This is a genomic window from Microbacterium sp. NPDC055502 (genome assembly GCF_053643635.1).
Map to the genome: position 1 here is coordinate 974,459 of NZ_JBSHKJ010000001.1, position 24,467 is coordinate 998,925.

Here is a 24,467-nt window from a genome sequence, read left to right on the forward strand (position 1 = left end):
CCGACCCGATTGGCCGGCGCCGGTGGTCCCGACCTGGACTGCGACCGCGCACACACCCGCGCCTCCCCGCCCACGTCCTCCGGAGAACCATGACCCCCACCGCCCGCGCGCTCGGCGCCACCCCCGTCCTCGCCCTCCTCCTCGCCGCGGGCCTCAGCGGCTGCGCGAGCGGCCCCGCCTCCCCCGCAGCCGCCGACGCCGACCGGCCCCGTGCGACCCTCGACAACTGCGGCACCGAGGTGACCCTCGACGGACCGCCGCAGCGCATCCTCACGGTCAAGTCCTCCACCCTCGAACTCGCCCTGGCCCTCGGCGCGGGCGACCGCATCATCGGCTCCGCCTTCACCGACGGCCCGCTCCCCGAGGCGCTCGCGGCGGAGGCCGACGGCATCCCCACCGTGTCGGACAAGGTGCCGTCGAAGGAGGCCGTGCTCGAGCTCGAACCCGACCTGGTGTTCGCCGGATGGGAGTCGAACTTCTCGGTCGACGGCGCCGGCGAGCGCGACGACCTGCAGCAGCTGGGCATCGCCACCTACGTCGCCCCGGCGGCGTGCAAGGCGCCCGGCTACATGCCCGACCCGCTCACGTTCGACGACGTGTTCGACGGTTTCACCGAGGCGGGCGAGCTGCTCGGCGAGCAGAAGGCCGCGGCGGCCCTCGTCGCGGATCAGCGGACCGCCCTCGACGCGATCGCCCCCGACGACCGCGGGCTCTCCGCCGTCTGGTACTCGTCGGGCAGCGACCAGCCCTTCGTCGGCGCGGGCATCGGCGCACCGCAGATGATCATGGCGGCCGCGGGGCTGGAGAACGTGTTCGCCGAGGTGCACGACACCTGGACCTCGACCTCGTGGGAGCTGATCGCGGAGGCCGACCCCGACGTGATCGTGCTGGTGGACGCCGCGTGGAACACCGCCGCGTCGAAGCAGGAGCTGCTGGCGTCGAACCCGGTGACCGCCCAGCTCGACGCCGTGCGGAACGAGCGGTACGTGGTCGTGGACTTCCCGGCGACGGAGGCCGGGATCCGCAACGTCGACGCGGTGGCCGCGATCGTCGCGCGGCTCGGAGAGCTGTGAGCGTCGCGGCGGCGCCGCTGCGCACGGCGGCCCCGGCCGCGGTCGCCCGCCCGGCACGGCGACGGGGGCGCGCGGCCTCGGCGACCGCGGTGCTGCTGCTCGCGCTCGCGGGGTCGGTCGTGGCGGCGGTCGCCATCGGTCCCGCCGACATCACGCCGTCCGAGCTGCTGGCGAGCGCGTGGTCGCACCTGACCGGGGCCGCGAGCGGGCTGAGTCCGATCCGCGACGCGATCGTGTGGGAGGGACGGGTGCCCCGCGTGCTCACGGCCGCCGCGGTGGGAGGCGGCCTCGCGCTGTGCGGCGCGGTCATGCAGGCCCTCACCCGCAACCCCCTCGCCGACCCGTACCTGCTCGGCTTGTCGTCGGGAGCGTCCACGGGCGCCGTGATCGTGATCGTGCTCGGCGCCGCCGTGGCCCTGCCGTTCGCGGCGTTCGCGGGCGCGCTGCTCGCCCTCGCGCTCACACTGGGGCTGGCCAGGGCCGCCGGCGCTTCCTCCGCGACCGCCGTGGTGCTGGCCGGGCTCGCGGTGTCGGCGGTGCTCGGCGCGCTCACCAGCCTCGTGATCTTCTGGAGCGCGACGACCGACAGCTACCGCGAGATCCTCAGCTGGCTGCTCGGCTCCCTCGGCGGCGCCGACTGGTCCTCGGTCGCGCTGGCCGGGACCGCCGCGCTCGTGTGCGCCGTGCCGCTGCTGGCGGCCGCCCGCCCGCTCGACAGCCTGGTGCTCGGCGACACCGCCGCCGAGGCGCTCGGCCTGCCGGTCACCCGGCTGCGCGTGCTGCTGTTCGTCTGCACGGCACTGCTCACCGGGGCCCTGGTCGCCGTGAGCGGATCGATCGGCTTCGTCGGGCTGATCCTGCCCCACGCGGTGCGCGCGGTCGTCGGCTCACGGCACCGGGTGCTGCTGCCGGTGTCGTTCCTGGCGGGGGCCGTGTTCCTCATCTGGGCCGACACGATCGCCCGCACCGTGTTCGATCCGCGCGAACTGCCGGTCGGCATCGTCACGGCGCTGATCGGCGGGCCCGTGTTCGCCGCCCTGATGCTGCGCATGCGGAAGGCCAGGGCATGAGCGGGGCGACTGGTGGGCTGAGCGCGCCGGGCGCCGGACCCGCATCCGCTCCGCGTCAGCGCCCACGGACGGCACGCTCGTGAGCCCGGCGACCGACGGCCTCGACGCGCGGCGGCTCCGGTTCGGCCACGGCGACCGGGCTATCCTCGGCGACCTGTCCCTCACGGCGCCCGGCGGTGCGGTCACGGCGCTTCTCGGCCCCAACGGCTCCGGCAAGAGCACGCTGCTGCGCCTGATCGCCGGCACCCTCCGCGGCGAGGTGGAGGCTCTCGCGCTCGACGGGGTGTCGCTGCCCGACCTGCGCCGCCGCGCCCGTGCGCAACGCGTGGCCCTGGTCGAGCAGGAGTGGTCGGCGGCCGAGGGGCTGACCGGACGCGACATCGTGGCGCTCGGGCTGCTGCCCCACCGCGGATGGCTGTCCTTCGACGGCGAGGAGGGCGACGCCGCGGCCGTGCACGACGCCCTCGTCCGCGCAGGGGCCCTCGCCGTCGCCGACCGCGACGCCGCGACGCTCTCCGGCGGCGAGCGCCAGCGCGTGAACCTCGCCAGGGCGCTCGCCCAGCGCCCGTCGCTGCTGCTGTGCGACGAGCCGACCAATCACCTCGACATCCGCGCCCAGCTCGACGCGCTCGCACTGCTCCGTCACCTCGCCGACGACGGCATGACCGTGCTCGCCGCACTGCACGACCTCAACCACGCCGCCGCCTTCGCCGACCGCATCGTGGTGATCGCGGACGGACGGGTTCAGGCCGCGGGAACCCCGGGCGACGTGCTGACGCGGGAGCTCATCGCCCGCGTCTGGCAGGTCGACGCGCAGGTGCTGTCCCGCGCGGGCAGCGGCCGCCCGCTGGTCGTGTTCGACCCCGAGCCCGCCGTGCTGCGGTGACCCCGCGCGTGCGTGTGCTCAGGCGGAGCGGGGGCGGAGGACCGCCAGCGAGCGCAGGGCCCAGCCGAACAGGATCGACAGCACGCCGATGCCCATCGCGAACGCCGCGACGCCGAACGACACCACGGAGGTGAACAGGGACGCCCGCAGGAACGAGGCGTTCATCAGGGTGGCCCGCACCGGGTCGTCCATCGCGAGCTCCGCGTAGGTCTTGCCGTCGGACGCCTCGAGCGCGTGGTGCTGGATGATGTCGGCCTGCACGTAGGCGGTGAGCGGTCCGGCGACCGTCTGCCCCTGGAAGGCCATCGCGTCGTCGGGGATCGTGATGTTCTCCGCCCGCAGCTGCGACGACACCATGATCCAGACGACGATGCCGGCGACGATCAGCACGATGCCGCCGACGATGCCCAGCACGCCGACGACCTTCACGATCCGTCTCCTGCCGTCGTCGGGGTGACGGACTTCGGTGGTCTCGGTCGCTTCGCTCATGGCCGCTCTCCTCGCCTCGGGGACTGCGCCTCCAGGCTAGGGCCGGGGCCGCTGCGCCTCTCGCGGCACGGCCGGAAATAAGCCGGGTGATTCCCCGAGTGCCTCCCCGAGAGCGGCCGCGGCGAGGGCGGCGGCGGTGTCGAGGTCGCGCATCCACAGCGGGTGCACGGGCGCGGGCAGCCCCCGCGCCTCGAGGTCGGGCGCGAGAGGGGCGTCTTCCTCGCCGATCAGCCACGCGTCGAGCAGGCCGCCCGTGGCACGGGGGCCGTAGTGCCGTCCGACCGCATCGGCCGTGGGGGGAAGGCCGACCGCGGCCAGGCACGCATCGGCCATGCCCCGCACGGGGGATCCCGCGATGATCGGCGACACCCCCACCACCCGACCGGAGGCCGCCCGCACGGCCGCGGCGAGCCCGGGCACGGCCAGGATGGGCCCGAGCGACACGACGGGGTTCGACGGGGCGAAGAGCACGGCGTCGGCCGCGGCGATGGCCTCGACCACGCCCGGCGCCGGGGTCGCGCGCTCGATCCGCGGGTTGTCGAAGCGCTGCGCGGGGACGGTCGCCCGGTGGCGCGTCCACCACTCCTGGAAGTGCATGCGCCCGAGGGTCGTGTCCACGTGCGTGTCGACCTCGGTGTCGGTCATCGGCAGCAGCGCGACCCCGAGCGGCCAGCGCGACGCGAGCCGCGCGACGACCTCGGTCACGGTCGCGCCCTCGTGCAGCCACCCGGTGCGGGCGATGTGCGTGCCGAGGTCGAGGTCGCCGAGCGTGAACCACGGCCACCCGGCACCCCAGGCGTGCAGCTCGGCGGCGGTGCGTTCGGATTCGCCCGCCCGGCCCCAGCCCCGCGCGGTGTCGTTGACCCCGGCGAGCGCGTAGACCATCGAGTCGACGTCGGGCTGGAGTCGCAGGCCGCTCAGCCACAGGTCGTCGCCGGTGTTCGCGATCACGGTGATCCGGGCGCGCGTGCCCCCGGCGCCGTCCGGCCAGCATCGCCGTGCGGCCTCGCGCACCCCCACCGTGAACTTCGCGCCGCCGACGCCCCCGGCGAGCACGACGATCCGCGGGGCGGCCTCGGGCCCGGGTTCGACGTCGGTCGAGGCGGCCGCTCCGGCGACCGCATCCCCGCGCGCCGACGGGGTCGCGGACGAGGCGGGCTCAGCCCGCCCGACACCGACGCCGGACGGGCCGGGGTCCTCCGGCCCGGTCATGATGCCAGCACGAGACGTGGGGCGAGGAGCGCCGCCGTGCGCGGACCGAGACCGCACCGCCGGGCGGCTCGGAGGTGATCGGCGTGGTCGAGGTCGCGGCGCAGCCCGCTCAGCACGGGGAACCCCACCTCGGCGAACCCGGCAGCGCGGTGCGCGGCGGCCGAGTCGTCGCCGAAGCAGGGCCGCAGCGGCACGTCGGCGCGGGCGGTCGCGAGCACGGTGCCGGTGCCCTCCGCGTCGGGCACGAAGGCCCGCGGGTGGGCTGCGGCGTAGTCGAGCGCCCGGGTGAGCTCGTCGGGCAGCAGGGCCGGGAGGTCGCCGAGCAGCACGGCCCGCGGGAGCCGCGTCGACGCCGCAGACACCCCCTGCGCGATCGCCGCGGTCAGTCCCTCGACGCGGTCGCGCACGATCCGCACGCGGGGCACCGGGAGCAGGGCGGCCGCGGTGACCTCGTCGCTCGTGACCACCACGACCTCCGCGACCCGCGGGCACAGCGCGGCGGCCTCGACCGTGTCGAGCGCGATCGCCCTGGCGAGCGGCTCGCGGTCGACGCCCGGGAGCCGCAGTCGCGTCTTCCCGAACTCCGCCCGCTTCACCGGGATCACGACCACCCACTCCCGCGCCGGGGCGTGCGGTGACGCACCGGCACGCAGACCGCCCGTCATGGCCGCGCCCTCACCCGCGCAGCCGCGGCGCGATGTCGCGCTCGAACAGCTGCAGGAACCGGCGCTGATCGTGACCGGGCGCGTGGAAGACGAGGTGGTTGAAGCCCCAGTCGATGTACTGCTGGATCTCGGCGGCGACCGCGTCGGGGTCGTTGCCGACGATCCACCGCTTGGCGATGGTCTCCAGGGGCAGCGCGTCGGCGGCCTTCTCCATCTCGACCGGGTCGGTGATGTCGTGCTTCTGCTCCTTCGACAGCGACAGCGGGGACCAGAACCGGGTGTTCTCCAGCGCCGCCTCCCTGGTCTCCTCGTACGACAGCTTGATCTCGATCATGCGGTCGTACGTGTCGAAGGAGCGCTCGGACTGCTCCAGGCCCTCCTTCACGGCGGGCAGCAGCTGGTCGACGTAGAGCTCCTGGCCCTTGCCCGACGTGCAGATGAAGCCGTCGCCCGCGCGGCCGGCGTAGCGGGCGACCATCGGGCCGCCCGCGGCGATGTAGATGGGGATGCCGCCCTCGGGCCGGTCGTAGATGGAGGCGTCGTGCGTGGAGTAGTACTCGCCGTCGAAGCTCACGCGGTCGCCCGACCACAGCGCCCGCATGAGCCGCACCGACTCGCGCAGGCGGGCGTAGCGCTCCTTGAACTCGGGCCAGTCCTGCTCACCGGCGCCGCGGAACCCGGTGGCGATCTCGTTGAGCGCCTCGCCGGAGCCGACCCCCAGGATCACCCGGTCGGGGTACAGGCAGCCGAGGCTCGCGAACGCCTGGGCGAGCACCGCCGGGTTGTAGCGGAAGGTGGGGGTGAGCACGGACGTGCCGATGCGGATGCTCGACGTGCGCTCGCCGACAGCCGCCATCCAGGTGAGCGAGAACGGCGCGTGACCGCCGGTGTGCCGCCACGGCTGGAAGTGGTCGCTCGCGAACACGGACTGCATGCCGTGCGCCTCGGCCGCGACCGAGATCTCGACCAGCTCACGCGGGTCGAACTGCTCGGCGCTGGCCTTGTATCCGAGGGTCAGTGTCATGTCGCATCCTTCTGTTCGGGTGGGGAGAGTTCGGCGCGCGCGGCCGCATAGCCGTCGCGGTAGCCCTGGTCGAGCGCCTCGGCGGTGCCCAGCCAGAAGAGGTCGCGGTCGGCGCCGCGCACGATGCTCGACGCGCCGGGCAGGTCGAGCGGACCCACGAGGTCGCCGCGGCCGCGCACGACGGCGACCGGGTTCCCGCTGGCCTTGCCCTTGACGAGGTCGGCGGCGGCGGCGAGCTCGTCTGCGACGCACGGGGTCGTGACGCTGAGCACCTTGCCCGCCTGGTCGGTGGTGCCGCGGAGGTCGGCGACCATGTGCACGCCGCCGCCGCCGATCGCGACGTCGGTCTGTCCTTCGCGCCAGGGCCGCCCGAGGGTGTCGCTGAGGAGCACACCGACCTCGGCCCCGGTCGCGGCACGCAGCCCCGCGGCGAGCGCGCGGGCGGAGCGGTCGGGGTCTTCGGGCAGCAGCAGCACCCAGCCGTCGGGGGTGTTGCTGGCGTCGACTCCGGCCGCCGCGGCGACCATGCCGAGGCGGTTCTCGACGATGCGCATGGTGTGGCCGTCGTGGGTGCGGGAGGCGACGAGGCGCACGGTCTCCGCCGTGATCGCGGCCTCCCGGTCGGCGGCCTGCACGTAGCGCCCCTCCGCCTTGGACACGATCTTCGACGTGACGACGAGGATGTCGCCGTGCAGCAGTTCCACGCCCGTGGCGAGGATGAGCGCGACCAGGTCGTCGCCCGGGCGCACCTCGCCCATGCCGGGGAGGGCGAACACGTGCAGGCCGGGGGCGGTCATGCGCGCACCTTCGGCAGCACGTCGCGCCCGAAGACCTCGAGCCACTCCCGCTGGTTCGGCCCCACGTTGTGCAGGTAGATGCGGGTGAAGCCGAGGTCGGCATAGCGCTGGATCTGCGCGCGGTGCACGTCGGGGTCGGCGGAGATCAGCATCGACGCGCGCATGTCGTCGGGAGTCACGCCGCGCACGAGCTGCTCGAAGTCGTAGGGCGAGCGCACGTCGCCTCGCCGCATGCGCAGCGCCGCGATGGGCCACTCGGCGTGGGCCTGGGCGAGCGCCTGCTCCTCGGTCGGCGCCCACGACAGCGGCAGCTGGAGCACGCGCGGCAGGGTGTCGGCGTCGCGCCCGGCCTCCCTCGCGCCCTCCGCGAAGCGTGCGAGCAGCGGGGCGAGGCGCTCGACCTCGGCCGCGACCGTGATGAGGCCGTCGGCGTTGCGGCCGGCGCGGCGCGCGGTGACGGGGCCCGCCGTGGCGACGAACACCGGGGGCGCGGCCGGGGGCATGGTCCACAGCCGGGTGGACTCCATGCGGAAGTGCTCGCCGCGGTGGCGGGTGTCGCGGCCCGCGAGCGAGGCGGTGAAGAGCTTGCGGATGATGTCGACGGCCTCGAACATGCGGTCGATGCGCTCGGCGGGCTCGGGCCAGTAGCCGCCCGTGATGTGCTCGTTCAGCGCGTCGCCGGAACCGACCCCGAGCCACGCGCGGCCGGGGTACAGGGTGGCCAGCGTGGCGGCGGCCTGCGCGACCACGGCCGGGTGCGTGCGGAACCCGGGGGTCGTGACGCCGGGACCCAGGTCGCCCGTGGTGTGCGCGCCGATCGCGCCGAGCATGGTCCACACGTGCGCGGAGGCCCGGTGTCGCGGGAGCCACGGCTGGAAGTGGTCCGTGGCCATGATGCCGCGGAACCCGTGGGCCTCGGCGGCGATGCAGTTCTCGATGACGGCGGAAGGCTGGACCTGCTCCAGCATCGCGGCGTACCCGATGTGCATGGCCCCTCCTCTCGCGTCGTCGCTGTCTCCATTGAATGGATACTGGATCCAAAAGTCAAGCGGCTAGCTGTGGGATTGAGATTTGTTGCTCCCGGGGTCGGCGCCATGCGTTTGGCGTCGAGCACAAAAGCGTGGGTGGCGTGCCTGAACACACCACCCACACCCTCGTCATTCGTTGACCGAACTACAGCCCCTCGTCCAACGCGCCTCCATTCGCACGATGCCGAGTTCGTCGCTGGATGAAACGAACAACGCCGCGCACGAGAATGAAGGCGACAGCGAGAATCGCCGCGACGACCAGCAAGCTGATGATCAGCCCCGACCAGCTGAAAAGTGACGCGTCCATCTTCGTACTCCTTACGGCAGCGCAAACGACCCGGAGGTGGTGTATACGTAAGACCGACAATCCATCTGCATGTACGCTACTGCGCCCGTCACTCTTCCGTTCCGGGAGAACGACCAACTACTCGCCCCGCTTGGTGAGGTGGCGCTGTAAGACTTCGAGTAGATCAGTCCGACAAACGGCCAAGCAGCCACCGCCCCGAATGCATCTGCCTTCACCGAACTCGTGATCTTGGTCAGCGCTTTGCCACCCGTGCGCTTGGTCGTCCACGAAACGCCCCAGTTGGCATCCACGAGATTGATACCACCAGTAATGCGGCCACTAGCGTTCGCTGTGGCGCCAGCCCCCGATCTTGTCACGTTGAACGATTGATTGAGGTTGTACAACGCAGCGGGGACGATGCGGGCTTCGGCACCGCCGTATGCCGCAGCCTCGATCGCGGGTGAACTGGCACTTGCGGGAGGCTCCGCGTCTATCAAGTACGCGCGCATGAACTCAAGGTCCTCAGCGCTCAGTGGCTGTCCCACTGAATAGTGGTCGGCTAGTGCATCTTTTCGTTCCTCAACTTCCGCCCTCGACAACGCCGTGTTCTCGTCGAACGTCACGTCGGTCTGGTCGATAGGAGTCGTGTTCTCCTCATAGGCTTCGGCGGCTTCACCCGTCAGAGTCGAGGCCTCACCGCCGGCTGATACGGCCTCTATGCCGCTCGAGGCCTCGGACGTCAGAGTCCCGTTGAGGGTCGAAGCCGGCCGGGCCGAAGCGGAGCCAGCGATGTAGCCCAGCGACCCGGTCGCGAGCAGGCTCACCGCCACACACGCGCCAAGCGCAATCCGCCGATTCTGATGTACACGCACAGTTTCTCCATCCATCGCGCTCACCGTGAGCAGCCGACCCGCCGCAGCTCAAGCTATGACGCGCATTCGAACCTGTCTGTCCGCCGTTCGGGGGACTCGGCTTCAGGAGAGGCTGACGCCGCAGAGAGTTCCCCGTCAAACCGCAGGAGCTCGTCGATGCAGGCTCAGCAGTATTCCGTCACTAAGCACGAACTCGATGCCCGGAAGGCCGGGCCGATACGCGGCCGCGGTACTCGACCCGTCCTCTTTCGGAGTCACGCCCTCCGCCATCCGAGGAGGGCGGCAAGACCGATCGTCCAGGAGACAGCCGACGCGACCGACCCGCCTGTACCGCCCACTCAGCGGCGACGGCGCTGCACGGCGAGGGTCACGGTGGCGGAGTCGGCGGGGGCGGGCGCCGCGGCGGCGAGGTCGGGGAGGCCGGCGGCGACGGTCTTGCGCGTGCGACCGATCGCGCGGCGCGACAGCACCCACTGCAGGCCGTAGCCGATCGCGAACACCATGAGGGTGAAGATCAGCGCCATCGCGGCACCCTGATCGGGTGCGTAGAGCTGCGCGGACCGCGGGTTGATCATGGCGTAGATGTACATCGACAGCGGACGAGACGACGGCGTCGCCAGGAACGCCGGCAGCGTGAACTCGTTCGTGCCGAGGATGAACATCTGGATCCACACGGCCATCACGGTCGGCATCAGCAGCGGCGCGATGATGCGGCGGAACCCCTGGAACCTGCTGGCCCCGCTGGTGAGCGCCGCCTCCTCCAGCTCGGGCCTGATCTGCAGCGTCGCACTGTACGACGAGCGGTACGCGATCGACACCCGGTACGAGTAGGCGATCACGAGCGCGAACAGCGTCCCGGCGAGCGGGATGTAGGGGTTCAGCACCATGAAGGTGAGGAACATCGCGAAGCCGGCGATGGTCGCGGGGATCGCGACCGACGACGACGCGAACAGGTCGAGCGCCTTCATCCACCCGGTCTTCTTGCTGCGGGCGATGCCGTACGCGAGCACGGTCGCGAAGACCACCGCGATCGTGGCGCTCCCGCCCGCGATGAGCACCGTGCGCCCGAGCGACACCCAGAACTCGGAGTCGGCGAGCACCACCCCGAACGCCCCGAAGTCGGTGCGGCTCAGCATCGCGTCGATCGAGAACGCCACCGGGTACGGGGTGATCGCCGCCCACAGCAGCGCGAGCAGCGGCAGCACCGCGGTCAGCAGCACGAACACGGCCACCAGCACCATGACCGGGATCTTCCACGGCCCCATCCGCATGGTCGACGGCCGGAAGCCCTTGCCCGACACGGAGGCGCGGCGCTCCGCGTTCCTTGTCGCCCTCAGGTACACCGCGAACGCGATCGTGGTGATCACCAGGAACACCAGGCCCCACGCGGCGGCGAGGCCGTACTGCGGCAGCTCCCCCGCGTTCGAGCTGATCAGCGTCCACAGCTTCAGGGCGAAGATGCTGCGCCCCGACTCCTGGCCGAACAGCAGCGGCACCTCCAGGCTGCCGAGGCCGAGGATGAACGTCAGCACCGTCACCCCGAGCAGCCCCGGCCACAGCATCGGCAGCGTCACCCGCCGCAGGGTCTGCGGCCATGACGCGCCCGACACCCGCGCCGACTCCTCGAGCGACCCGTCCATGTTCGTCAGGATCGGCACGATCATCAGGTACGGGAAGGTCACGTTGGTGAGCGCCTGGATGACGATCATCGTCGGGAACGCATACGGGTCGATCGGCACGTCGCTCGCGAACGGCAGCAGCCGCAGCAGCTGGTTCAGCACACCCGACTCGGGCGACAGCATCAGCAGATACGCCTGCGCCTTCACGATCGGCGGGATGATGTACGGCACGATCACGAGCACCGAGATGAGCCGGCGCCACGGGGCGTCGGTGCGGACGGTGACCCAGGCCAGGCCGAACGCCATCAGCAGCGTGAGCAGGGTCGAGCCGCCGACGAAAGCCCCGGTCGCGCCGAGCACGCCCCAGAAGTCCTCGCGCAGCTGCCACAGGGTGACGAAGTTCTCGACGCCCCACTGGGCGGACGAGACCCCGAAGGGCAGGAACGGACCACGGAACGCGGTGATCACCTGAACGATCAGCGGCACCGCGAGCAGGAGGAAGATGACGATCCCGGAGACGACCATCGCGATCGTCATCGAGGTGGGACGCCGGCGTCCCGTGGTCCGTCGTGCCTGGAACATGGTTATCCGTTCAGCGCCTTGTCGGCCGCGTTGATCATGGCCTGCCAGTCGTCGCGGGTGTCCTGCGTCTCGGTCTCGGCACCGCTGTCGAGGCCGAGCAGCAGCGCATCGGCGTTCGTCTTCATGAGGCCCGTGGCCTCTCCGAAGGTCGCGGCGGGGAGCCCGGCGAACGGCACCTGCGTGCTGGCGAAACGCTCGTCGGTCATGCGCAGGTGGATCCAGTCGGGGTCGAACGCGTTCCAGAGGGTCCACAGCGCGGCGCCCGGCTTGTTCTTCGCGTCGGAGTTGACGCCCGAGAACTGCGCCCACACCCCGGAGTGCTCGAACGGCGCCACCTGCAGCGACGGGTTCGGGTTGAACAGGGTCTGGTTGAGCGCGACCGGCACGTCTCCGCTCGACAGCGGGGCACCCTGGTCTTCGAGCAGCTTCATGGTGCCGGACGACATCAGCTCGTCGATCAGGTCGAGCATCGCGTCTTCGCCCTCGGCCATGCCGTAGCCCGCGAAGACCACCGCGTTGTAGCCGGCGACCGACACCTTGCCGGTGTACTCGGGGGCGAGCAGGCCGTCGAGCGACGCCGGGACCTCCGCGATCTTGTCGGTGTTGTACTGCAGCAGCGAGCCGTTGATGCTGTCGGGCATGAGCTCGGGGGCACCGAGGGTGAGGTATTCCTCCGGCACGCCGAAGCTCTGCCAGTCGACCTTCTCCCAGAAGCCCTCGTCGTACATCGCGGCCATCGAGGTGATCGATCCGGAGACGACGTCGGTGTTGCGCGACCCGGTGGCCTTGGCCGAGATGATCGCCGACGACAGGTTGTAGGTGAGGCCCCGCGTCTCGACCTTGATGTCGGGGAAGCGCTCGTTGAACTGCGCGATCACGTCGGGCGACAGCTCGTACCAGTCCCAGATGACCAGGGTGCCGCCGTCCTCCTCCTTCGCCTGCTCGTAGAGGGCGTCGAGCTGCTTGTCGATCTCGGGCCAGTAGTCGTCGTAGAAGTTCTCGCAGCGCGTGATGGCTCCGACGTCGACCGCGTCGCACGTGGCCGCGGCGGCGTCGCCCTTCAGCGAGCTCTCGCCGTCGCCCGCCTCGGCCTGCGTGCCGCAGCCGCTCAGGGCGAGTGCGACGACCGCCGCTCCGGCGACGGCTCCCAGTGTTCTCTTCATGATCCGAATGTCCTCTCTGACATCAGGTGCGTGATCTCGGGTGTGGTGCGGGTTGCGTCATGCGGCCAGCACGCGGCAGGCGTGCGGGACCAGTTCGAGGAAGACCCTGCCGCCCTCGGGGGGTGTCGCCAGCGGAGCTCCGCGGCCGACGATCGTGCCGACCGTCTCGCCGCCGGCGAGCACCTCGGCCTCGTACTCGACGATCTCGCCGAGGAACTCCACCCGCACGATGCGCACGGGGACGACGTTGGGGCGCTCGACCGCGGTCTCATGCCAGCGCACCGCCTCGGGCCGCAGCGTCAGCGTGACCTCATCGCCCGCCGTCACCCCGTCGGGGACGGGCGTGTGCAGCCGGGTGCCGAGTGCCTCGACCACCGCGTCACCGCTGCCGTCGCGGTCGACCACACGGGCGGGCACCATGTTCACGCGGCCCACGAAGTCCGCCACGAAGCGGTCGGCCGGCTGGTCGTAGAGCTCGCGCGGGGCGGCCTCCTGCACGATGCGGCCGCCGTTCATCACGGCCACCCGGTCGGACATCGACAACGCCTCGGACTGGTCGTGGGTGACGTAGAGGGCGCTGATGCCGAGGCTGCGCTGCAGGCTGCGCAGCTCGTTGCGCATGGTGTCGCGCAGCTTCGCGTCGAGGTTGGACAGCGGCTCGTCCAGCAGCAGCAGCCGCGGACGGTGCGCGAGCGCGCGGGCGAGCGCGAGTCGCTGCTGCTGCCCGCCCGACAGCGCGGTGGCGGGGCGCTGCGCGAGGTGGTCGAGCTGCACGAGTTCCAGTGCCTCCATCGCGCGCTTCTTCGCCTCCTGCTTCGGCAGCCGGGAGCCGGCGACCTGGAGGGGGAAGATCGCGTTGGCGAACACGGTCATGTGCGGCCAGATGGCGTAGTTCTGGAAGACCATGCCGATGTCGCGCTTGTCGGGCGACACGTGCTGGGTGCCGGTGGACAGCACGCCCCCGTCGAGCGAGATGACTCCGCCGTTGCTGCGCTCGAGCCCGGCGACGCAGCGCAGGGTCGTGGTCTTGCCGCAGCCCGACGGCCCGAGGAGGGAGTAGAACGTGCCGGGCTCGATCGTGAACGTGACGTCCTTCACGACGGGGACGGCGGCGCCGTCGAGCTCGTAGTCCTTCTTCAGGGCGTCGACGACGAGTCGTCCGCCCCCGGCGTTCGCGGTCATCGGCGTCCTCTCCCGGGCCCCTGTTCTGGATTCTGGATCCACAATCATCGCTGCCATCATCGTCCCTCTCCCGTCGTCGCCGCCACCGGCTGCGGGGCGGCGGGTGCACCCCACGGCCGCGGCCTCACGAAGAACAGCACCACGAGCGCGCACACCCCGAAGGCCACGGCCGACAGCAGCAGCGACTGCGACATCGCCCGCGCCAGCCCCGCGCCGTCCTCGTCAGACAGCACACTGCCGGGGTGGATCGCACCGGGCACGAACCCGCGGATCTGCGCCGCCAGGGTCACGTTCATCAGCACGGCCAGCAGGGCGGAACCGATGACGGAGCCCATCTGCCGCGTCGTCGAGTAGACCCCGGAGCCCGCCCCGGCCTGCGTGTGCGGCAGGTTGCGCGTGGCGGTCGAGGCCAGCGGCCCGAACATGCCGGACACCCCGACCCCGAGCAGCGCCGACGGCAGCAGCAGCAGCCAGAACGGCGCATCGAGCGTCATGGTCGCGGCGTACCAGGCCATCGCGACCGCCGAGATCGTGAACGCGGCGAAGGTCACCCAGCGCGGTCCGACCCGGTCGCTGAGCTTTCCGACGAACGGCCCGAGCACCCCGGACACCACCGCCATCGGCGCGAGCATGAGGGCCGCGAGCGTGGGGTCGAGGCCACGGGCGACCTGAAAGTAGAAGGCGAGCGGCACGGGCATCGCGGTGATGCCGACCCCCACCAGGAAGATCGTGGCGTTCGCGACGGAGAAGTTGCGGTCGCGGAACAGGGCCAGCGGCATCAGCGGCTCGGCGCGGCTGACGCGCTGCCACACCACGAACAGCACCAGCAGCACGACGCCCGCGGCGATCAGCCCCCACACCGTGACCGGACCGGCGATCACACCCCAGTCGTACACCTCCCCCTCCTGGAGTCCGAAGACCAGGAGGAAGAGCCCGGCACCCGAGAGGATCACGCCGAGCAGGTCGAACCGATGGGGGTGGCCGTCCAGATCCGGCACCAGCCGCCACGCGACGACGAACGCCACCACGCCGACCGGGACGTTCACGAAGAAGATCCACTCCCAGCCGACCGTGTCGGTGAGCACGCCGCCCAGGATCGGCCCGACGAGCGTCGCGAGGCCGCCCACGGCACCCCACGCCCCCATCGCCTGGCCCCGGCCGCGCGGCGGGAAGACGCGGGCGATGATCGCCATCGTCTGCGGCGTCATCAGCGCGGCGCCGAAGCCCTGCACGGCCCGCGCCGCGATCAGCATCTCGATGCTGCCGGACAGGCCGCACGCGAGGGAGGCGAGGGTGAACAGCACGAGTCCCGCGAGGTACACCCGCTTGGGGCCGAACCGATCGCCGAGGCGGCCCGTGATCAGCAGCGGCACCGCGTAGGCGAGCAGGTACGCGCTGGTCACCCAGATCACCGTCGTGAGGTCGGCGTCGAACGCCGCGAGGATGACCGGGTTGGCGATCGCCACGATCGTCGTGTCCACGAGGATCATGAAGAAGCCGATGCACAGGGCCCACAGGGCGGGCCACGGCCGGACTGTCTGCGTCATGAGCTGCTTTCGGGTGGGGCGTCACGGGGGGCGGGTGGTCCGGGGTCCGTCCTGTTCGCCCCCGAGTGCAGGACGGACGCCGGAGTTCCGGGGGCCGGGGTCAGCCGTCGGCGGAGGGGATCCCGGTGACGGGCTCCCCCAGCAGCGGCGTCGACACGGCGTAGATGCCGTGGTTCGCGAACAGCCAGATGAGGTTGCGGTCCCACTCGACGAAGATGCCGTGCACGGGTGCGGCGAGATCGTCGTCGTCCTTCAGTCCCATCGGCGGCACGAAGTAGGCGCCCACCTTGGGGTCCTCGGGGTCGCGCACGTCGAAGATCTGCAGACCGGCGGCGTAGAACGCGTACGGGATGACCCCGCCGTGCGGCGTGCCGGTGTTGGTGAAGTAGCCGGAGCGCTTGGGACCGAACGAGCCGCGGCGCTGCGCCCAGTCGGTGAAGGCCGCCTCCGCGGGCGGCGTGGGCCGGGGCAGCGTGCGCACGACCCGCGGGTTCGTCGGGTCGCTCACGTCGATCTGGTAGATCTCCTTGGCGGGCTCGTAGCAGTCGGTGTTCATCGGATAGCCGGAGACGTAGACGTACCCGGTCTCCTCGACCTGGGTGGTGTCGACGTTGTCGCCCTCGGTGCCGGCGACGCTCGTCGGCAGCGGGCACCAGCCCACGTGGTGGATGTCCGTCGGGTCGGAGACGTCGAGCACGAAGAAGCCCTGGCCGCCCTGCGCCGCGTAGCCGTACTTCCAGCCCGACTCGACCGAGCGGGGCAGGAACACGCCCATGCGCGAGCCGAACCAGGAGGTCTTGTTGTTCCAGCGGTCGTTGTCGGCCAGGTACGGGGAGTCGTCCTCCTCGCCGGCACGCGAGCCGGGCACCCACCAGGTCGACAGCAGCTCGGGCTTCGCGGGGTCGGACACGTCGTAGGCCGCGTGGCCCGCGGTCCACAGCGTGGTGCGGTACGGCTGGTTGGTGAAGGTGTTGTCGGGCGCGGTGGCCACGAACAGGTACTTGTCGCCGTAGTACACCGGGAGGTCGAGCACGCCGTTGCCCTCCTGGATCTCGCCGGGCGAGTGGTTCGGGTCGGTCGACACCTCGGTGAGCAGCGTCCACTCGCGCGGGCTCGGGCCGTCCATCCGCCAGGTGCGGAAGCCCCGCAGGCCCTCCCACTCCTTCAGCTGCCCCTCGACCGTGTCGTCGAGCCACTTGTTGGCGACACGCCCCTGGAGGAAGTACCGCGGGGTCTCGCTCGCCTGGATCGCGATGTACGCGCCGAGCTCCTGGTTCCACTGCACGGTGGTCGCGCCGAACTGCGGGCGGGGGTCGCCCCAGCCCCACTGCTCCTCGTCGACGATCGTGAGGTCGCGCGGGTCGGTGATGTCGTACAGCTTCCAGTGGTTGCCGCCGCCGTAGTGCAGCATCAGCCGCCGCCCGTCCCAGTCGTAGATGCACTGCCACGAGTGGCTCGTGTTCACCACGATCGGGTAGAACGCCTCGGCCTTCGCGTTGAGCGTGTAGGTCTCCGGGTCGCGGTAGTCGAGCTGGCCTGGCCAGTCGACGAACACGTCGCGCGGGACGGAGGGGGTGTGGGCGGGCGGCAGGAACGTGCCGTCGGGCTGCATGCCCCACGTGGAGGGGTCGGGATCGGCCGGTTCTCCGGCGACGCGCTCGAAGTCCTCCGGACGGTACTTCTTCGCATCGGGCACGTAGGGAGAGCCGGCCATGTCGCCTCCATTGGCTGAATCGGGTGGGATCGTCACGACGTCGTGTCGTCCCCCTCAGATTCACCCGGTGCCGCGATGCTGTCCAATATCCATACGGGTCAGAGCCATGACCATCCGGGCATATCAGCCGAGGGGTCGCGGCTCCCCCTCCGTGTACTCGCTTTCCAGGGCCGCGAGCCGCGCGCCCTCCTCGCGCAGGTGCGTCAGCAGGGCGGTCGCGGCGGGCGAGGGCGCCCGGTCCTTGGGCAGCGTGACGCCGACCGAACGCCGGATCGAGCTGAGCGGCGTGGGCAGGATCCGCAGCTCGCGGTCGTCGACCGCGATGAACATCGGCAGCGCCGCGATCACGTCGGTCGAGATCAGCAGCGTGCGCAGCGTCAGCATCGACGTGCACTCCACGCGGTCGGGAGGCAGGGGCAGCCCCTCGTGGAAGAACACCGCCTCCAGCTCCGCGCGCAGGGCGGTCTGGGCCACGGGGAAGATCCACGGGTAGGAGATGAGCTCCGCGAGCGAGTGCGCCTTGGCGCCACCGAGCACCGGGTGCCCGGCCCGCGCGACCAGGCGGATCGGCTCGAGGTGCAGCCGCTCCTGCTCCAGTCGCACCGGCACCGTGGGCGACAGCCGCCCCACCGTGAGGTCGAGGTCACCCGCGAGCAGCAGCTGCTGCAGGGTGTCGGGCGTACCCTCGCGCACCACCACCGTGAGCCGGGGATGCTCGGCCTTCAGCCCCGCGATCGCCCGCGGCAGCAGCAGGTTCGACCCCGCCAGGTGCGTGCCGACCGTGACCGTGCCCAGCTGCCCGGACTGCAGCAGCCGCACCTCCTCCCCCGCCGCCCGCAGCTCGGCGAGCACGGACCGGGCCCGCTCGATGAACGCGTGCCCGTACGGCGTCGGTCTGACCCCGCGCGGCAGGCGCTCGAACAGTGCGACCCCGAGCACCTCCTCCACCTCGCGCAGTCCGCGCGTGACGACGGGCTGGGTGATGTGCAGCGACTCGGCCGCGCGCACGAGCGTGCCCTCGTCGGCGATCGCGGTGATGAGGACGAGGTGCCGGATCTTGACCCGGCCGTCGAGCAGTCGATCGGTGACCATGAGCGGGACTATAGCCGTGGGGGCATGGCAGTGCATCAAGAGAGTATTTGTCGGCATCCCTTCGACGTTCCTAGCCTGAGCGCATGCCTTCCGAGACGATGACGCCTCCCCGCCCTGCCGCCGAGCAGGGCCGGGCGCCCCGCGCGATCCACAACCTGATCGCCGGCGAGCGCGTCGAGGGCATCGGCTCGTTCGCCAAGATCAGTCCGATCGACGGCACGCTGATCGCCGAGGTGCACGAGGCCGGGGCCGAGCAGGTCGACCGTGCCGTGGCTGCCGCCCGTGCCGCGTTCGACGGACCGTGGGGTCGCATGACGGTGGCCGAGCGCGCCCGCCTGTTGCGGGGCGTGGCCGACGCGATCGACCGCCGCGCCGACGAGCTCGTGGCCGCAGAGGTCGGCGACACCGGCAAGCCCGAGTCCCTCGCCCGCGACCTCGACGTGGCCAGGGCCGCCGCGAACTTCCGCTCCTTCGCCGACACGGTCTCCGCCACCGGGCTCGACTCGTTCCTCACCGAACTGCCCGACGGCCGCCGCGCCCTCAACTACGCGGTGCGCAAGCCCCTCGGCGTGGTCGCGGTGATCGTGCCGTGGAACCTGCCGCTGCTGCTGCTCACGTGGAAGCTCGCGCCGGCCCTCGCCACCGGCAACACCGTGGTGATCAAGCCGTCCGAGGAGACGCCGTCGTCGGCCACGCTGCTCGCCGAGATCCTCGCGGAGGCGGGGGTGCCGGCCGGGGTGGTGAACGTGGTGCACGGCTTCGGCGCGGGTTCCGCGGGCGAGGCCCTCACGAAGCACCCCGGCATCGACGGCGTGACCTTCACGGGCGAGTCCTCCACGGGCTCCGCGATCATGCGGGCCGTCGCACCGCGCGTGCGTCCGGTGTCGTTCGAGCTCGGGGGCAAGAACGCCGCGCTCGTGTTCGCCGATGCCGACCTCGACGCCGCGGTGGCCGGACTCGCCCGCAGCACCTACCTCAACACGGGCCAGGTGTGCCTGTGCACCGAGCGCATCTACGTCGAGCGGTCGGTGTTCGACGACGTGGCGGCCGGGCTCGCCGAGCACGCGGGGCGGCTGCGCCTCGGTCGGCCGGAGGACCCCGCGACCACCACGGGCCCGCTGATCTCGCAGGCGCACCGGCAGAAGGTGCAGTCGTACTTCGACCTCGCGGTGTCGGAGGGCGCCACGGTGCTCGCGGGTGGCGGGGTGCCGACCCTCGGCGACGGACTCGACGGCGGCTCCTGGATCGAGCCGACGCTGTGGACCGGGCTCGACAACAGCCACCGCACCGTGCGCGAGGAGGTGTTCGGCCCGGTCGCCGCCCTCATCCCGTTCGACAGCGAGGAGGAGGCGATCCGGCTCGCGAACGACACCGACTACGGGCTCGCCGCCGTCACCTGGACCACCGATCTCACCCGCGGTCACCGCGTCGCCCAGCAGATGCGCACGGGCATGTCGTGGGTCAACACCTGGTACCTGCGCGACCTGCGCAGCCCGTTCGGCGGCGTGGGGCTCTCCGGCATCGGTCGCGAGGGCGGCCACCACTCGCTCGAGTTCTACACCGAGCCGACGAACGTGTGCGTGCAGCTGTGACCCGGCTCCTCGATACCGAGGCCGTGCGGGCCGCCGACGAGCGGCTGCGGCGGGCGGCCGAGACCGGTCGCCCGTGCGCTCCGGTGCGCGACCTGCTCGGCGACACCGACCAGGACGCCGCGTACGCCGTGCAGTCGCTCGGCATCGCCCGTCGCGTGGACGGGGGCCGGCGCATCGTGGGGCGCAAGATCGGCCTCACCTCGCCGGTCGTGCAGGCGCAGCTCGGCGTGGACAGCCCCGACTACGGCGTGCTGCTCGACGACATGATCCACGCCGACCGGGAGCCGCTCGACCTCGGGCGCTTCCTGCAGCCGCGCGCCGAGGCCGAGGTGGCGTTCGTGCTCGGGCGCGACCTCGACTCCCCCACCACGACCGTCGCCGACGTGCTGCGGGCGACGGAGTTCGTGCTGCCCGCGATCGAGGTCGTGGACTCCCGGGTGGCGGGATGGGACATCCGCCTCACCGACACCATCGCCGACAACGCCTCCAGCGGCGCGGTCGTGCTGGGCACGACCCCCCGCCGGCTCGACGGCTTGGATCTGACCGCGCTCGGCATGACGCTCGACCGCGACGGGCGCCCCGTCTCGACCGGCAGCGGCGCCGCGTGCCTGGGCAGCCCCGTGATCGCGGTGGCCTGGCTGGCGCGCGAGGTCGCCCGGCGCGGACAGCCGCTGCGCGCGGGCGAGGTGATCCTGTCCGGGGCGCTCGGGCCCATGGTCGACGCGACGGCCGGCGTGTTCCGCGCCCGGCTCGACGGACTCGGAGAGGTGCGCGCCGACTTCCACGGCACGGCCTCCGGCACGACGACGGAAGGGGCGGCGGCATGACCACGGGAATCGCCATCATCGGCTCCGGCAACATCGGCACGGACCTGCTCATCAAGGTGAAGCGGCTGTCGACCACGCTGCACGTGGTGGCGATGGCCGGGATCGACGAGCACTCGGACGGCCTCGCGCGGGCCCGCCGCCTGGGTGTCGCCACCACGCACGAGGGGGTGGACGGGCTGCTCGCGATGCCTGAGTTCGCCGATGTCGAGCTGGTGTTCGACGCGACCTCGGCCGGCGCGCACTCCCGCAACGACGCCCTCGTGCGCAACGCCGGACGGCTCATGGTCGACCTCACCCCCGCCGCGATCGGCCCCTATGTGGTGCCCGTGGTGAACCTCGACGCGCACGCCGGGGCCACCAACGTGAACATGGTCACGTGCGGCGGGCAGGCGACCGTGCCGATGGTGGCCGCCGTGTCGCGCGTGGCCCCGGTCGCATACGCCGAGATCGTCGCCTCGATCGCCTCGAAGTCCGCGGGACCCGGCACCCGCGCGAACATCGACGAGTTCACCGAGACCACGGCCCGCGCGCTGGAGGTGATCGGGGGCGCCGAGCGCGGCAAGGCCATCATCGTGCTGAACCCCGCCGACCCCCCGCTCATCATGCGCGACACCGTGTACTGCCTGGTCGAGGGCGACCCCGCCACGCTCGACCGCGACGCCGTCCGCACCTCGGTGACCGACATGGTCGCCGCGGTGCAGGGGTACGTGGGCGGCTACCGGCTCGCGCAGGACGTGCAGTTCGACGCGGTCGACGAGGGGTACGTCCCCGCGCTCGACCGGGCGTTCCGCGGCACGCGCGTGACCGTGCTGCTGGAGGTGACCGGCGCCGGGCACTACCTTCCGGAGTACGCGGGCAATCTCGACATCATGACCTCGGCCGCCCTGCGCACCGCCGAGCGACTCGTCGCCCGACGGACGGGGGTTCCCGCATGACCGGCTCGACTCCGCGCGTGTACGTGCAGGACGTGACGCTGCGCGACGGCATGCACGCCATCGGCCACGGTTACACGACCGACCAGGTTCGCGACATCGCCCGGGCCCTGGAAGCGGCGGGCGTGGATGCGATCGAGGTCGCGCACGGCGACGGTCTGGGCGGGTCCAGCGTCGCCTACGGGCACGGCGCCCACACCGATTGGCAGTGGATCGCGGCGGCCGCCGAGGTCCTGGACCGGGCGGTGCTGACGACCCTGATCCTGCCCGGCATCGGCACGATCGACGACCTCGCCCGCGCCCGCGACCTCGGCGTCGCGAGCGTGCGGGTCGCGACGCACTGCACCGAGGCCGACGTCGCGATCCAGCACATCACGTGGGCGCGCGAGCACGGCATGGACGTGTCGGGGTTCCTGATGATGAGCCACCTGAACGATCCGCGCGGGCTCGCCGAGCAGGCGCGGATCATGGAGCAGGCGGGCGCCCACTGCGTGTATGTGACCGACTCCGGCGGACGCCTCACGATGCACGATGTCGCCGCGCGCGTGGACGCCTATCGCGACGTGCTCGACCCCGCGACGCAGATCGGCATCCACGCGCACGAGAACCTCTCGCTGAGCGTCGCCAACAGCGTGACCGCCGTCGAGCACGGCGCATACCGCGTCGATGCCTCGCTCGCGGGCCAGGGCGCCGGAGCGGGCAACTGCCCCGTCGAGGCGTTCGTCGCCGTCGCGGATCTGCTCGGGTGGGAGCACGGCTGCGACCTGTTCGCCCTGCAGGACGCCGCGGAGCAGCTCGTGCGTCCGCTGCAGCGCCGTCCGGTGCGCGTCGACCGCGAGACGCTCACTCTCGGCTACGCGGGCGTGTACTCCAGCTTCCTGCTGCACGCCGAGCGCGCGGCCGCGAAGCACGACCTCGACGCGCGGGACATCCTGGTCGAGCTCGGACGACGGCGCATGGTGGGCGGCCAGGAGGACATGATCGTCGATGTCGCGCTCGACCTGGTCGCCGCGCGTTCCGCGGGGGCGGCCTCATGAGCACCGACGCGGTCTACGCCGCCGCTCTCGACACCGCCCAGCGCACGGCCGCGCCCATCAACCAGCTGTCGCCCACGGAGGAGGTCGACCTCGCCACGGCCTACGCCACGCAGCACGCCCTCATGGCCCGACGGGTCGCCCGCGGCGAGCACATCACCGGGGTCAAGCTCGGGTTCACGAGTCAGGCCAAGGCGCAGCAGATGGGTGTGCACGACGTGATCCTGGGCACCCTGACCGATGCCATGCGCCTGGACGACGACGGCGTGTTCGCGCGGCGGTCCGCCATCCACCCGCGCATCGAGCCCGAGGTCGCCTACCTCCTGCGCGCCGACCTGGACGCATCCGCGGTCGACCGGCCGCTGTCGGAACTGGTGGCCGCGGTCGCCCCCGCCCTGGAGATCATCGACTCCCGGTACCGCGACTTCCGCTTCAGCCTCGCCGACGTGGTGGCCGACAACGCCTCCGCCGCGGCCTACACGATCGGCCCCTGGACGCCGCTCGACCGCGCGGGCGCCATCGACAACCGGGCCGTGCGGCTCGAGGTCGACGGCCGCATCGCCGCGACGGGCTCGACCGCCGCGATCCTCGGCGACCCCGGTCGCGCCGTCCTCGCGGCCGCTCGACTCGGCGCCCGCCACGGCTTCGTGCTGCGGGCGGGCATGGTGCTCCTCGCCGGGGCCGCGACCGCCGCGGTTCCCCTGCCCGACCGCGGTGTGGTCGAGGCGACGGTCACCGGTCTGGGCGGCGTCACGATCCGCACGGACGACGGTTCCGCGTCGTCCGGCCCGAAGGGCGCATCATGACCGAGTCCCGCGGCATCCTCGTGGAGGGCAAGGCCACCCCGCGCGGACGCTTCCCGCACGCCAAGCTCAGCGGCGACCTCGTGTTCGTGTCGGGCACCTCCAGCCGCCGCCCCGACAACACGATCGCGGGCGCCGAGGTCGACGAGTTCGGGGCGACCCGGCTCGACGTCGCGGTGCAGACCCGCGCCGTGATCGAGAACATCCGCGCGGTGCTGGCCGCCGCGGGCTGCGACCTCGACGACCTCGTGCAGGCCACGACGTTCCTGGTCGACATGAACGACTTCGCCCCCTACAACGCCGTCTGGGCCGAGTACTTCGACGAGCAGGGCCCGGCCCGCACCACGGTCGCCGTGCACGCCCTGCCGCATCCGCACCTGCGCCTCGAGATCCAGGCGATCGCGAGGCGCCCCGACCGCACCACCCCTGCCACTCTCGAGGAGGAGAAATGAGCACCATCCCACCCGTCATCGACTTCGCCGCCTGGATCACGGAGAACGAGCACCTCCTGAAGCCGCCGGTCAACAACAAGGCCGCCTGGACGCCGATGGGCGACTTCATCGTGCAGGTCGTCGGCGGCCCCAACCAGCGCACCGACTTCCACTTCGATCCGTACGAGGAGTGGTTCTACCAGTACCGCGGCAACATGCACGTGAACATCCAGACGGAGGACGGCCCGCAGCGCATCGACATCCGCGAGGGCGAGATGTGGCTGCTGCCCGGCAACGTGTTCCACTCCCCGCAGCGCCCCGAGGAGGGGTCGATCGGCATCGTGATCGAGCGCATCCGCGAGGAGGGCACGCTGGAGAAGTTCGCGTGGTTCTGCCCGAACTGCAACACCAAGGTGCACGAGGTCGAGCTGCAGGTGCGCGACATCGTGGAGGACCTGCCGCCGGTGTTCCGCGAGTTCTACGACAGCGAGGAGGGGCGCACCTGCCCCGAGTGCGGCACCGTCCATCCCGGCAAGGGCTGACGCGG

24 protein-coding genes are annotated in these 24,467 nt (G+C 71.8%); 10 read left to right on the plus strand and 14 right to left on the minus strand.

The window, feature by feature from the left end:
* The first annotated feature begins 89 nt into the window (after nt 1-89).
* From ACWH95_RS04875 to ACWH95_RS04885, 3 genes are all read left to right on the plus strand, one after another.
* The gene (locus tag ACWH95_RS04875) at nt 90-1,073 is read left to right on the plus strand and encodes a putative F420-0 ABC transporter substrate-binding protein (RefSeq protein WP_454120295.1); all 984 of its coding nucleotides are present in this window, start codon (nt 90-92) and stop codon (nt 1,071-1,073) included.
* Nucleotides 1,070-2,143 carry a putative F420-0 ABC transporter permease subunit gene (locus ACWH95_RS04880; RefSeq protein ID WP_454120296.1) on the plus strand — a complete coding sequence of 358 codons (1,074 nt, stop codon included), beginning with the start codon at nt 1,070-1,072 and terminating at the stop codon, nt 2,141-2,143. Before ACWH95_RS04875 ends, ACWH95_RS04880 begins: the two co-directional genes overlap by 4 nt.
* A gap of 79 nt (nt 2,144-2,222) precedes the next feature.
* Complete coding sequence (locus tag ACWH95_RS04885; protein ID WP_454120297.1) at nt 2,223-3,029, plus strand: ABC transporter ATP-binding protein; 807 nt, start codon at nt 2,223-2,225, stop codon at nt 3,027-3,029.
* 18 nt (nt 3,030-3,047) lie between these two features.
* Here the strand turns inward: ACWH95_RS04885 and ACWH95_RS04890 are convergent, their stop codons facing one another.
* The 14 genes from ACWH95_RS04890 to ACWH95_RS04955 all read right to left on the minus strand — a co-directional run bounded on the left by ACWH95_RS04890 (nt 3,048) and on the right by ACWH95_RS04955 (nt 18,301).
* A complete protein-coding gene (locus ACWH95_RS04890; protein ID WP_136033914.1) occupies nt 3,048-3,518 on the minus strand; it encodes an aromatic ring-opening dioxygenase LigA in 471 nt (156 codons plus the stop codon).
* A 36-nt stretch (nt 3,519-3,554) separates the two neighbouring features.
* Complete coding sequence (gene cofD, locus ACWH95_RS04895) at nt 3,555-4,730, minus strand: 2-phospho-L-lactate transferase (RefSeq protein WP_454120298.1); 1,176 nt, start codon at nt 4,728-4,730, stop codon at nt 3,555-3,557.
* Nucleotides 4,727-5,395 (minus strand): 2-phospho-L-lactate guanylyltransferase, encoded by a 669-nt coding sequence (gene cofC / locus ACWH95_RS04900; protein WP_206252205.1) that lies wholly within the window; start codon nt 5,393-5,395, stop codon nt 4,727-4,729. The genes cofD and cofC overlap by 4 nt, the downstream gene beginning before the upstream one ends.
* Before the next feature lie 10 nt (nt 5,396-5,405).
* Entirely contained in the window at nt 5,406-6,419 is a 1,014-nt protein-coding gene (gene fgd / locus ACWH95_RS04905) for a glucose-6-phosphate dehydrogenase (coenzyme-F420) (protein ID WP_378803035.1), read from the minus strand.
* Nucleotides 6,416-7,216 (minus strand): coenzyme F420-0:L-glutamate ligase, encoded by an 801-nt coding sequence (gene cofE / locus ACWH95_RS04910; RefSeq protein WP_136035289.1) that lies wholly within the window; start codon nt 7,214-7,216, stop codon nt 6,416-6,418. Before cofE ends, fgd begins: the two co-directional genes overlap by 4 nt.
* A complete protein-coding gene (locus ACWH95_RS04915; RefSeq protein WP_206252202.1) occupies nt 7,213-8,205 on the minus strand; it encodes a TIGR03557 family F420-dependent LLM class oxidoreductase in 993 nt (330 codons plus the stop codon). The genes cofE and ACWH95_RS04915 overlap by 4 nt, the downstream gene beginning before the upstream one ends.
* 184 nt (nt 8,206-8,389) lie before the next feature.
* Nucleotides 8,390-8,551, minus strand: coding sequence for a hypothetical protein (locus tag ACWH95_RS04920; RefSeq protein WP_168443074.1), 162 nt, complete (start codon nt 8,549-8,551; stop codon nt 8,390-8,392).
* A gap of 11 nt (nt 8,552-8,562) precedes the next feature.
* A complete protein-coding gene (locus tag ACWH95_RS04925; RefSeq protein WP_454120299.1) occupies nt 8,563-9,426 on the minus strand; it encodes a hypothetical protein in 864 nt (287 codons plus the stop codon).
* A gap of 314 nt (nt 9,427-9,740) precedes the next feature.
* The gene (locus tag ACWH95_RS04930) at nt 9,741-11,603 is read right to left on the minus strand and encodes an ABC transporter permease (protein ID WP_136035840.1); all 1,863 of its coding nucleotides are present in this window, start codon (nt 11,601-11,603) and stop codon (nt 9,741-9,743) included.
* A gap of 2 nt (nt 11,604-11,605) precedes the next feature.
* A complete protein-coding gene (locus ACWH95_RS04935; protein WP_136035839.1) occupies nt 11,606-12,766 on the minus strand; it encodes an ABC transporter substrate-binding protein in 1,161 nt (386 codons plus the stop codon).
* 57 nt (nt 12,767-12,823) lie between these two features.
* The gene (locus ACWH95_RS04940; protein WP_168387144.1) at nt 12,824-13,948 is read right to left on the minus strand and encodes an ABC transporter ATP-binding protein; all 1,125 of its coding nucleotides are present in this window, start codon (nt 13,946-13,948) and stop codon (nt 12,824-12,826) included.
* 56 nt (nt 13,949-14,004) lie between these two features.
* Nucleotides 14,005-15,495, minus strand: coding sequence for a DHA2 family efflux MFS transporter permease subunit (locus ACWH95_RS04945; RefSeq protein ID WP_247638004.1), 1,491 nt, complete (start codon nt 15,493-15,495; stop codon nt 14,005-14,007).
* 100 nt (nt 15,496-15,595) lie between these two features.
* On the minus strand, nt 15,596-17,209 hold the full coding sequence (locus ACWH95_RS04950) for an LVIVD repeat-containing protein (RefSeq protein ID WP_206252196.1): 1,614 nt from the start codon (nt 17,207-17,209) through the stop codon (nt 15,596-15,598).
* Between the two features lie 123 nt (nt 17,210-17,332).
* Nucleotides 17,333-18,301: a LysR substrate-binding domain-containing protein gene (locus tag ACWH95_RS04955; protein WP_136033891.1), complete on the minus strand. Its 969-nt coding sequence runs from the start codon at nt 18,299-18,301 to the stop codon at nt 17,333-17,335.
* Between the two features lie 83 nt (nt 18,302-18,384).
* Here ACWH95_RS04955 and ACWH95_RS04960 point away from each other — a divergent pair, with 83 nt between their 5' ends.
* From ACWH95_RS04960 to ACWH95_RS04990, 7 genes are read left to right on the plus strand one after another with little or no spacing between them, the layout of a single operon-like run.
* Entirely contained in the window at nt 18,385-19,893 is a 1,509-nt protein-coding gene (locus tag ACWH95_RS04960) for a 2-hydroxymuconic semialdehyde dehydrogenase (RefSeq protein ID WP_240744646.1), read from the plus strand.
* Nucleotides 19,890-20,720 (plus strand): 2-keto-4-pentenoate hydratase, encoded by an 831-nt coding sequence (locus ACWH95_RS04965; RefSeq protein ID WP_454120300.1) that lies wholly within the window; start codon nt 19,890-19,892, stop codon nt 20,718-20,720. Before ACWH95_RS04960 ends, ACWH95_RS04965 begins: the two co-directional genes overlap by 4 nt.
* Entirely contained in the window at nt 20,717-21,655 is a 939-nt protein-coding gene (locus tag ACWH95_RS04970; protein ID WP_247638008.1) for an acetaldehyde dehydrogenase (acetylating), read from the plus strand. The genes ACWH95_RS04965 and ACWH95_RS04970 overlap by 4 nt, the downstream gene beginning before the upstream one ends.
* Nucleotides 21,652-22,689 carry a 4-hydroxy-2-oxovalerate aldolase gene (dmpG, locus tag ACWH95_RS04975; protein ID WP_206252194.1) on the plus strand — a complete coding sequence of 346 codons (1,038 nt, stop codon included), beginning with the start codon at nt 21,652-21,654 and terminating at the stop codon, nt 22,687-22,689. Before ACWH95_RS04970 ends, dmpG begins: the two co-directional genes overlap by 4 nt.
* Nucleotides 22,686-23,492: a 2-keto-4-pentenoate hydratase gene (locus ACWH95_RS04980; protein WP_454120301.1), complete on the plus strand. Its 807-nt coding sequence runs from the start codon at nt 22,686-22,688 to the stop codon at nt 23,490-23,492. The genes dmpG and ACWH95_RS04980 overlap by 4 nt, the downstream gene beginning before the upstream one ends.
* Nucleotides 23,489-23,941: a RidA family protein gene (locus tag ACWH95_RS04985; RefSeq protein WP_136033882.1), complete on the plus strand. Its 453-nt coding sequence runs from the start codon at nt 23,489-23,491 to the stop codon at nt 23,939-23,941. Before ACWH95_RS04980 ends, ACWH95_RS04985 begins: the two co-directional genes overlap by 4 nt.
* Nucleotides 23,938-24,462, plus strand: a complete 525-nt coding sequence (locus ACWH95_RS04990; protein ID WP_136033880.1) for a 3-hydroxyanthranilate 3,4-dioxygenase — start codon at nt 23,938-23,940, stop codon at nt 24,460-24,462. Before ACWH95_RS04985 ends, ACWH95_RS04990 begins: the two co-directional genes overlap by 4 nt.
* Nucleotides 24,463-24,467 lie beyond the last annotated feature (5 nt).

Excerpts from the sequence above, each read along its gene's own strand:
- ACWH95_RS04875 (WP_454120295.1), top strand. The coding sequence starts at position 90 with ATGACCCCCACCGCCCGCGCGCTCGGCGCCACCCCCGTCCTCGCCCTC.
- ACWH95_RS04890 (WP_136033914.1), bottom strand. The coding sequence starts at position 3,518 with ATGAGCGAAGCGACCGAGACCACCGAAGTCCGTCACCCCGACGACGGC.
- cofD (WP_454120298.1), bottom strand. The coding sequence starts at position 4,730 with ATGACCGGGCCGGAGGACCCCGGCCCGTCCGGCGTCGGTGTCGGGCGG.
- cofC (WP_206252205.1), bottom strand. The coding sequence starts at position 5,395 with ATGACGGGCGGTCTGCGTGCCGGTGCGTCACCGCACGCCCCGGCGCGG.
- fgd (WP_378803035.1), bottom strand. The coding sequence starts at position 6,419 with ATGACACTGACCCTCGGATACAAGGCCAGCGCCGAGCAGTTCGACCCG.
- cofE (WP_136035289.1), bottom strand. The coding sequence starts at position 7,216 with ATGACCGCCCCCGGCCTGCACGTGTTCGCCCTCCCCGGCATGGGCGAG.
- ACWH95_RS04915 (WP_206252202.1), bottom strand. The coding sequence starts at position 8,205 with ATGCACATCGGGTACGCCGCGATGCTGGAGCAGGTCCAGCCTTCCGCC.
- ACWH95_RS04920 (WP_168443074.1), bottom strand. The coding sequence starts at position 8,551 with ATGGACGCGTCACTTTTCAGCTGGTCGGGGCTGATCATCAGCTTGCTG.
- ACWH95_RS04930 (WP_136035840.1), bottom strand. The coding sequence starts at position 11,603 with ATGTTCCAGGCACGACGGACCACGGGACGCCGGCGTCCCACCTCGATG.
- ACWH95_RS04935 (WP_136035839.1), bottom strand. The coding sequence starts at position 12,766 with ATGAAGAGAACACTGGGAGCCGTCGCCGGAGCGGCGGTCGTCGCACTC.
- ACWH95_RS04940 (WP_168387144.1), bottom strand. The coding sequence starts at position 13,948 with ATGACCGCGAACGCCGGGGGCGGACGACTCGTCGTCGACGCCCTGAAG.
- ACWH95_RS04945 (WP_247638004.1), bottom strand. The coding sequence starts at position 15,495 with ATGACGCAGACAGTCCGGCCGTGGCCCGCCCTGTGGGCCCTGTGCATC.
- ACWH95_RS04950 (WP_206252196.1), bottom strand. The coding sequence starts at position 17,209 with ATGGCCGGCTCTCCCTACGTGCCCGATGCGAAGAAGTACCGTCCGGAG.
- ACWH95_RS04955 (WP_136033891.1), bottom strand. The coding sequence starts at position 18,301 with ATGGTCACCGATCGACTGCTCGACGGCCGGGTCAAGATCCGGCACCTC.
- ACWH95_RS04960 (WP_240744646.1), top strand. The coding sequence starts at position 18,385 with ATGCCTTCCGAGACGATGACGCCTCCCCGCCCTGCCGCCGAGCAGGGC.
- ACWH95_RS04970 (WP_247638008.1), top strand. The coding sequence starts at position 20,717 with ATGACCACGGGAATCGCCATCATCGGCTCCGGCAACATCGGCACGGAC.
- dmpG (WP_206252194.1), top strand. The coding sequence starts at position 21,652 with ATGACCGGCTCGACTCCGCGCGTGTACGTGCAGGACGTGACGCTGCGC.
- ACWH95_RS04980 (WP_454120301.1), top strand. The coding sequence starts at position 22,686 with ATGAGCACCGACGCGGTCTACGCCGCCGCTCTCGACACCGCCCAGCGC.
- ACWH95_RS04985 (WP_136033882.1), top strand. The coding sequence starts at position 23,489 with ATGACCGAGTCCCGCGGCATCCTCGTGGAGGGCAAGGCCACCCCGCGC.
- ACWH95_RS04990 (WP_136033880.1), top strand. The coding sequence starts at position 23,938 with ATGAGCACCATCCCACCCGTCATCGACTTCGCCGCCTGGATCACGGAG.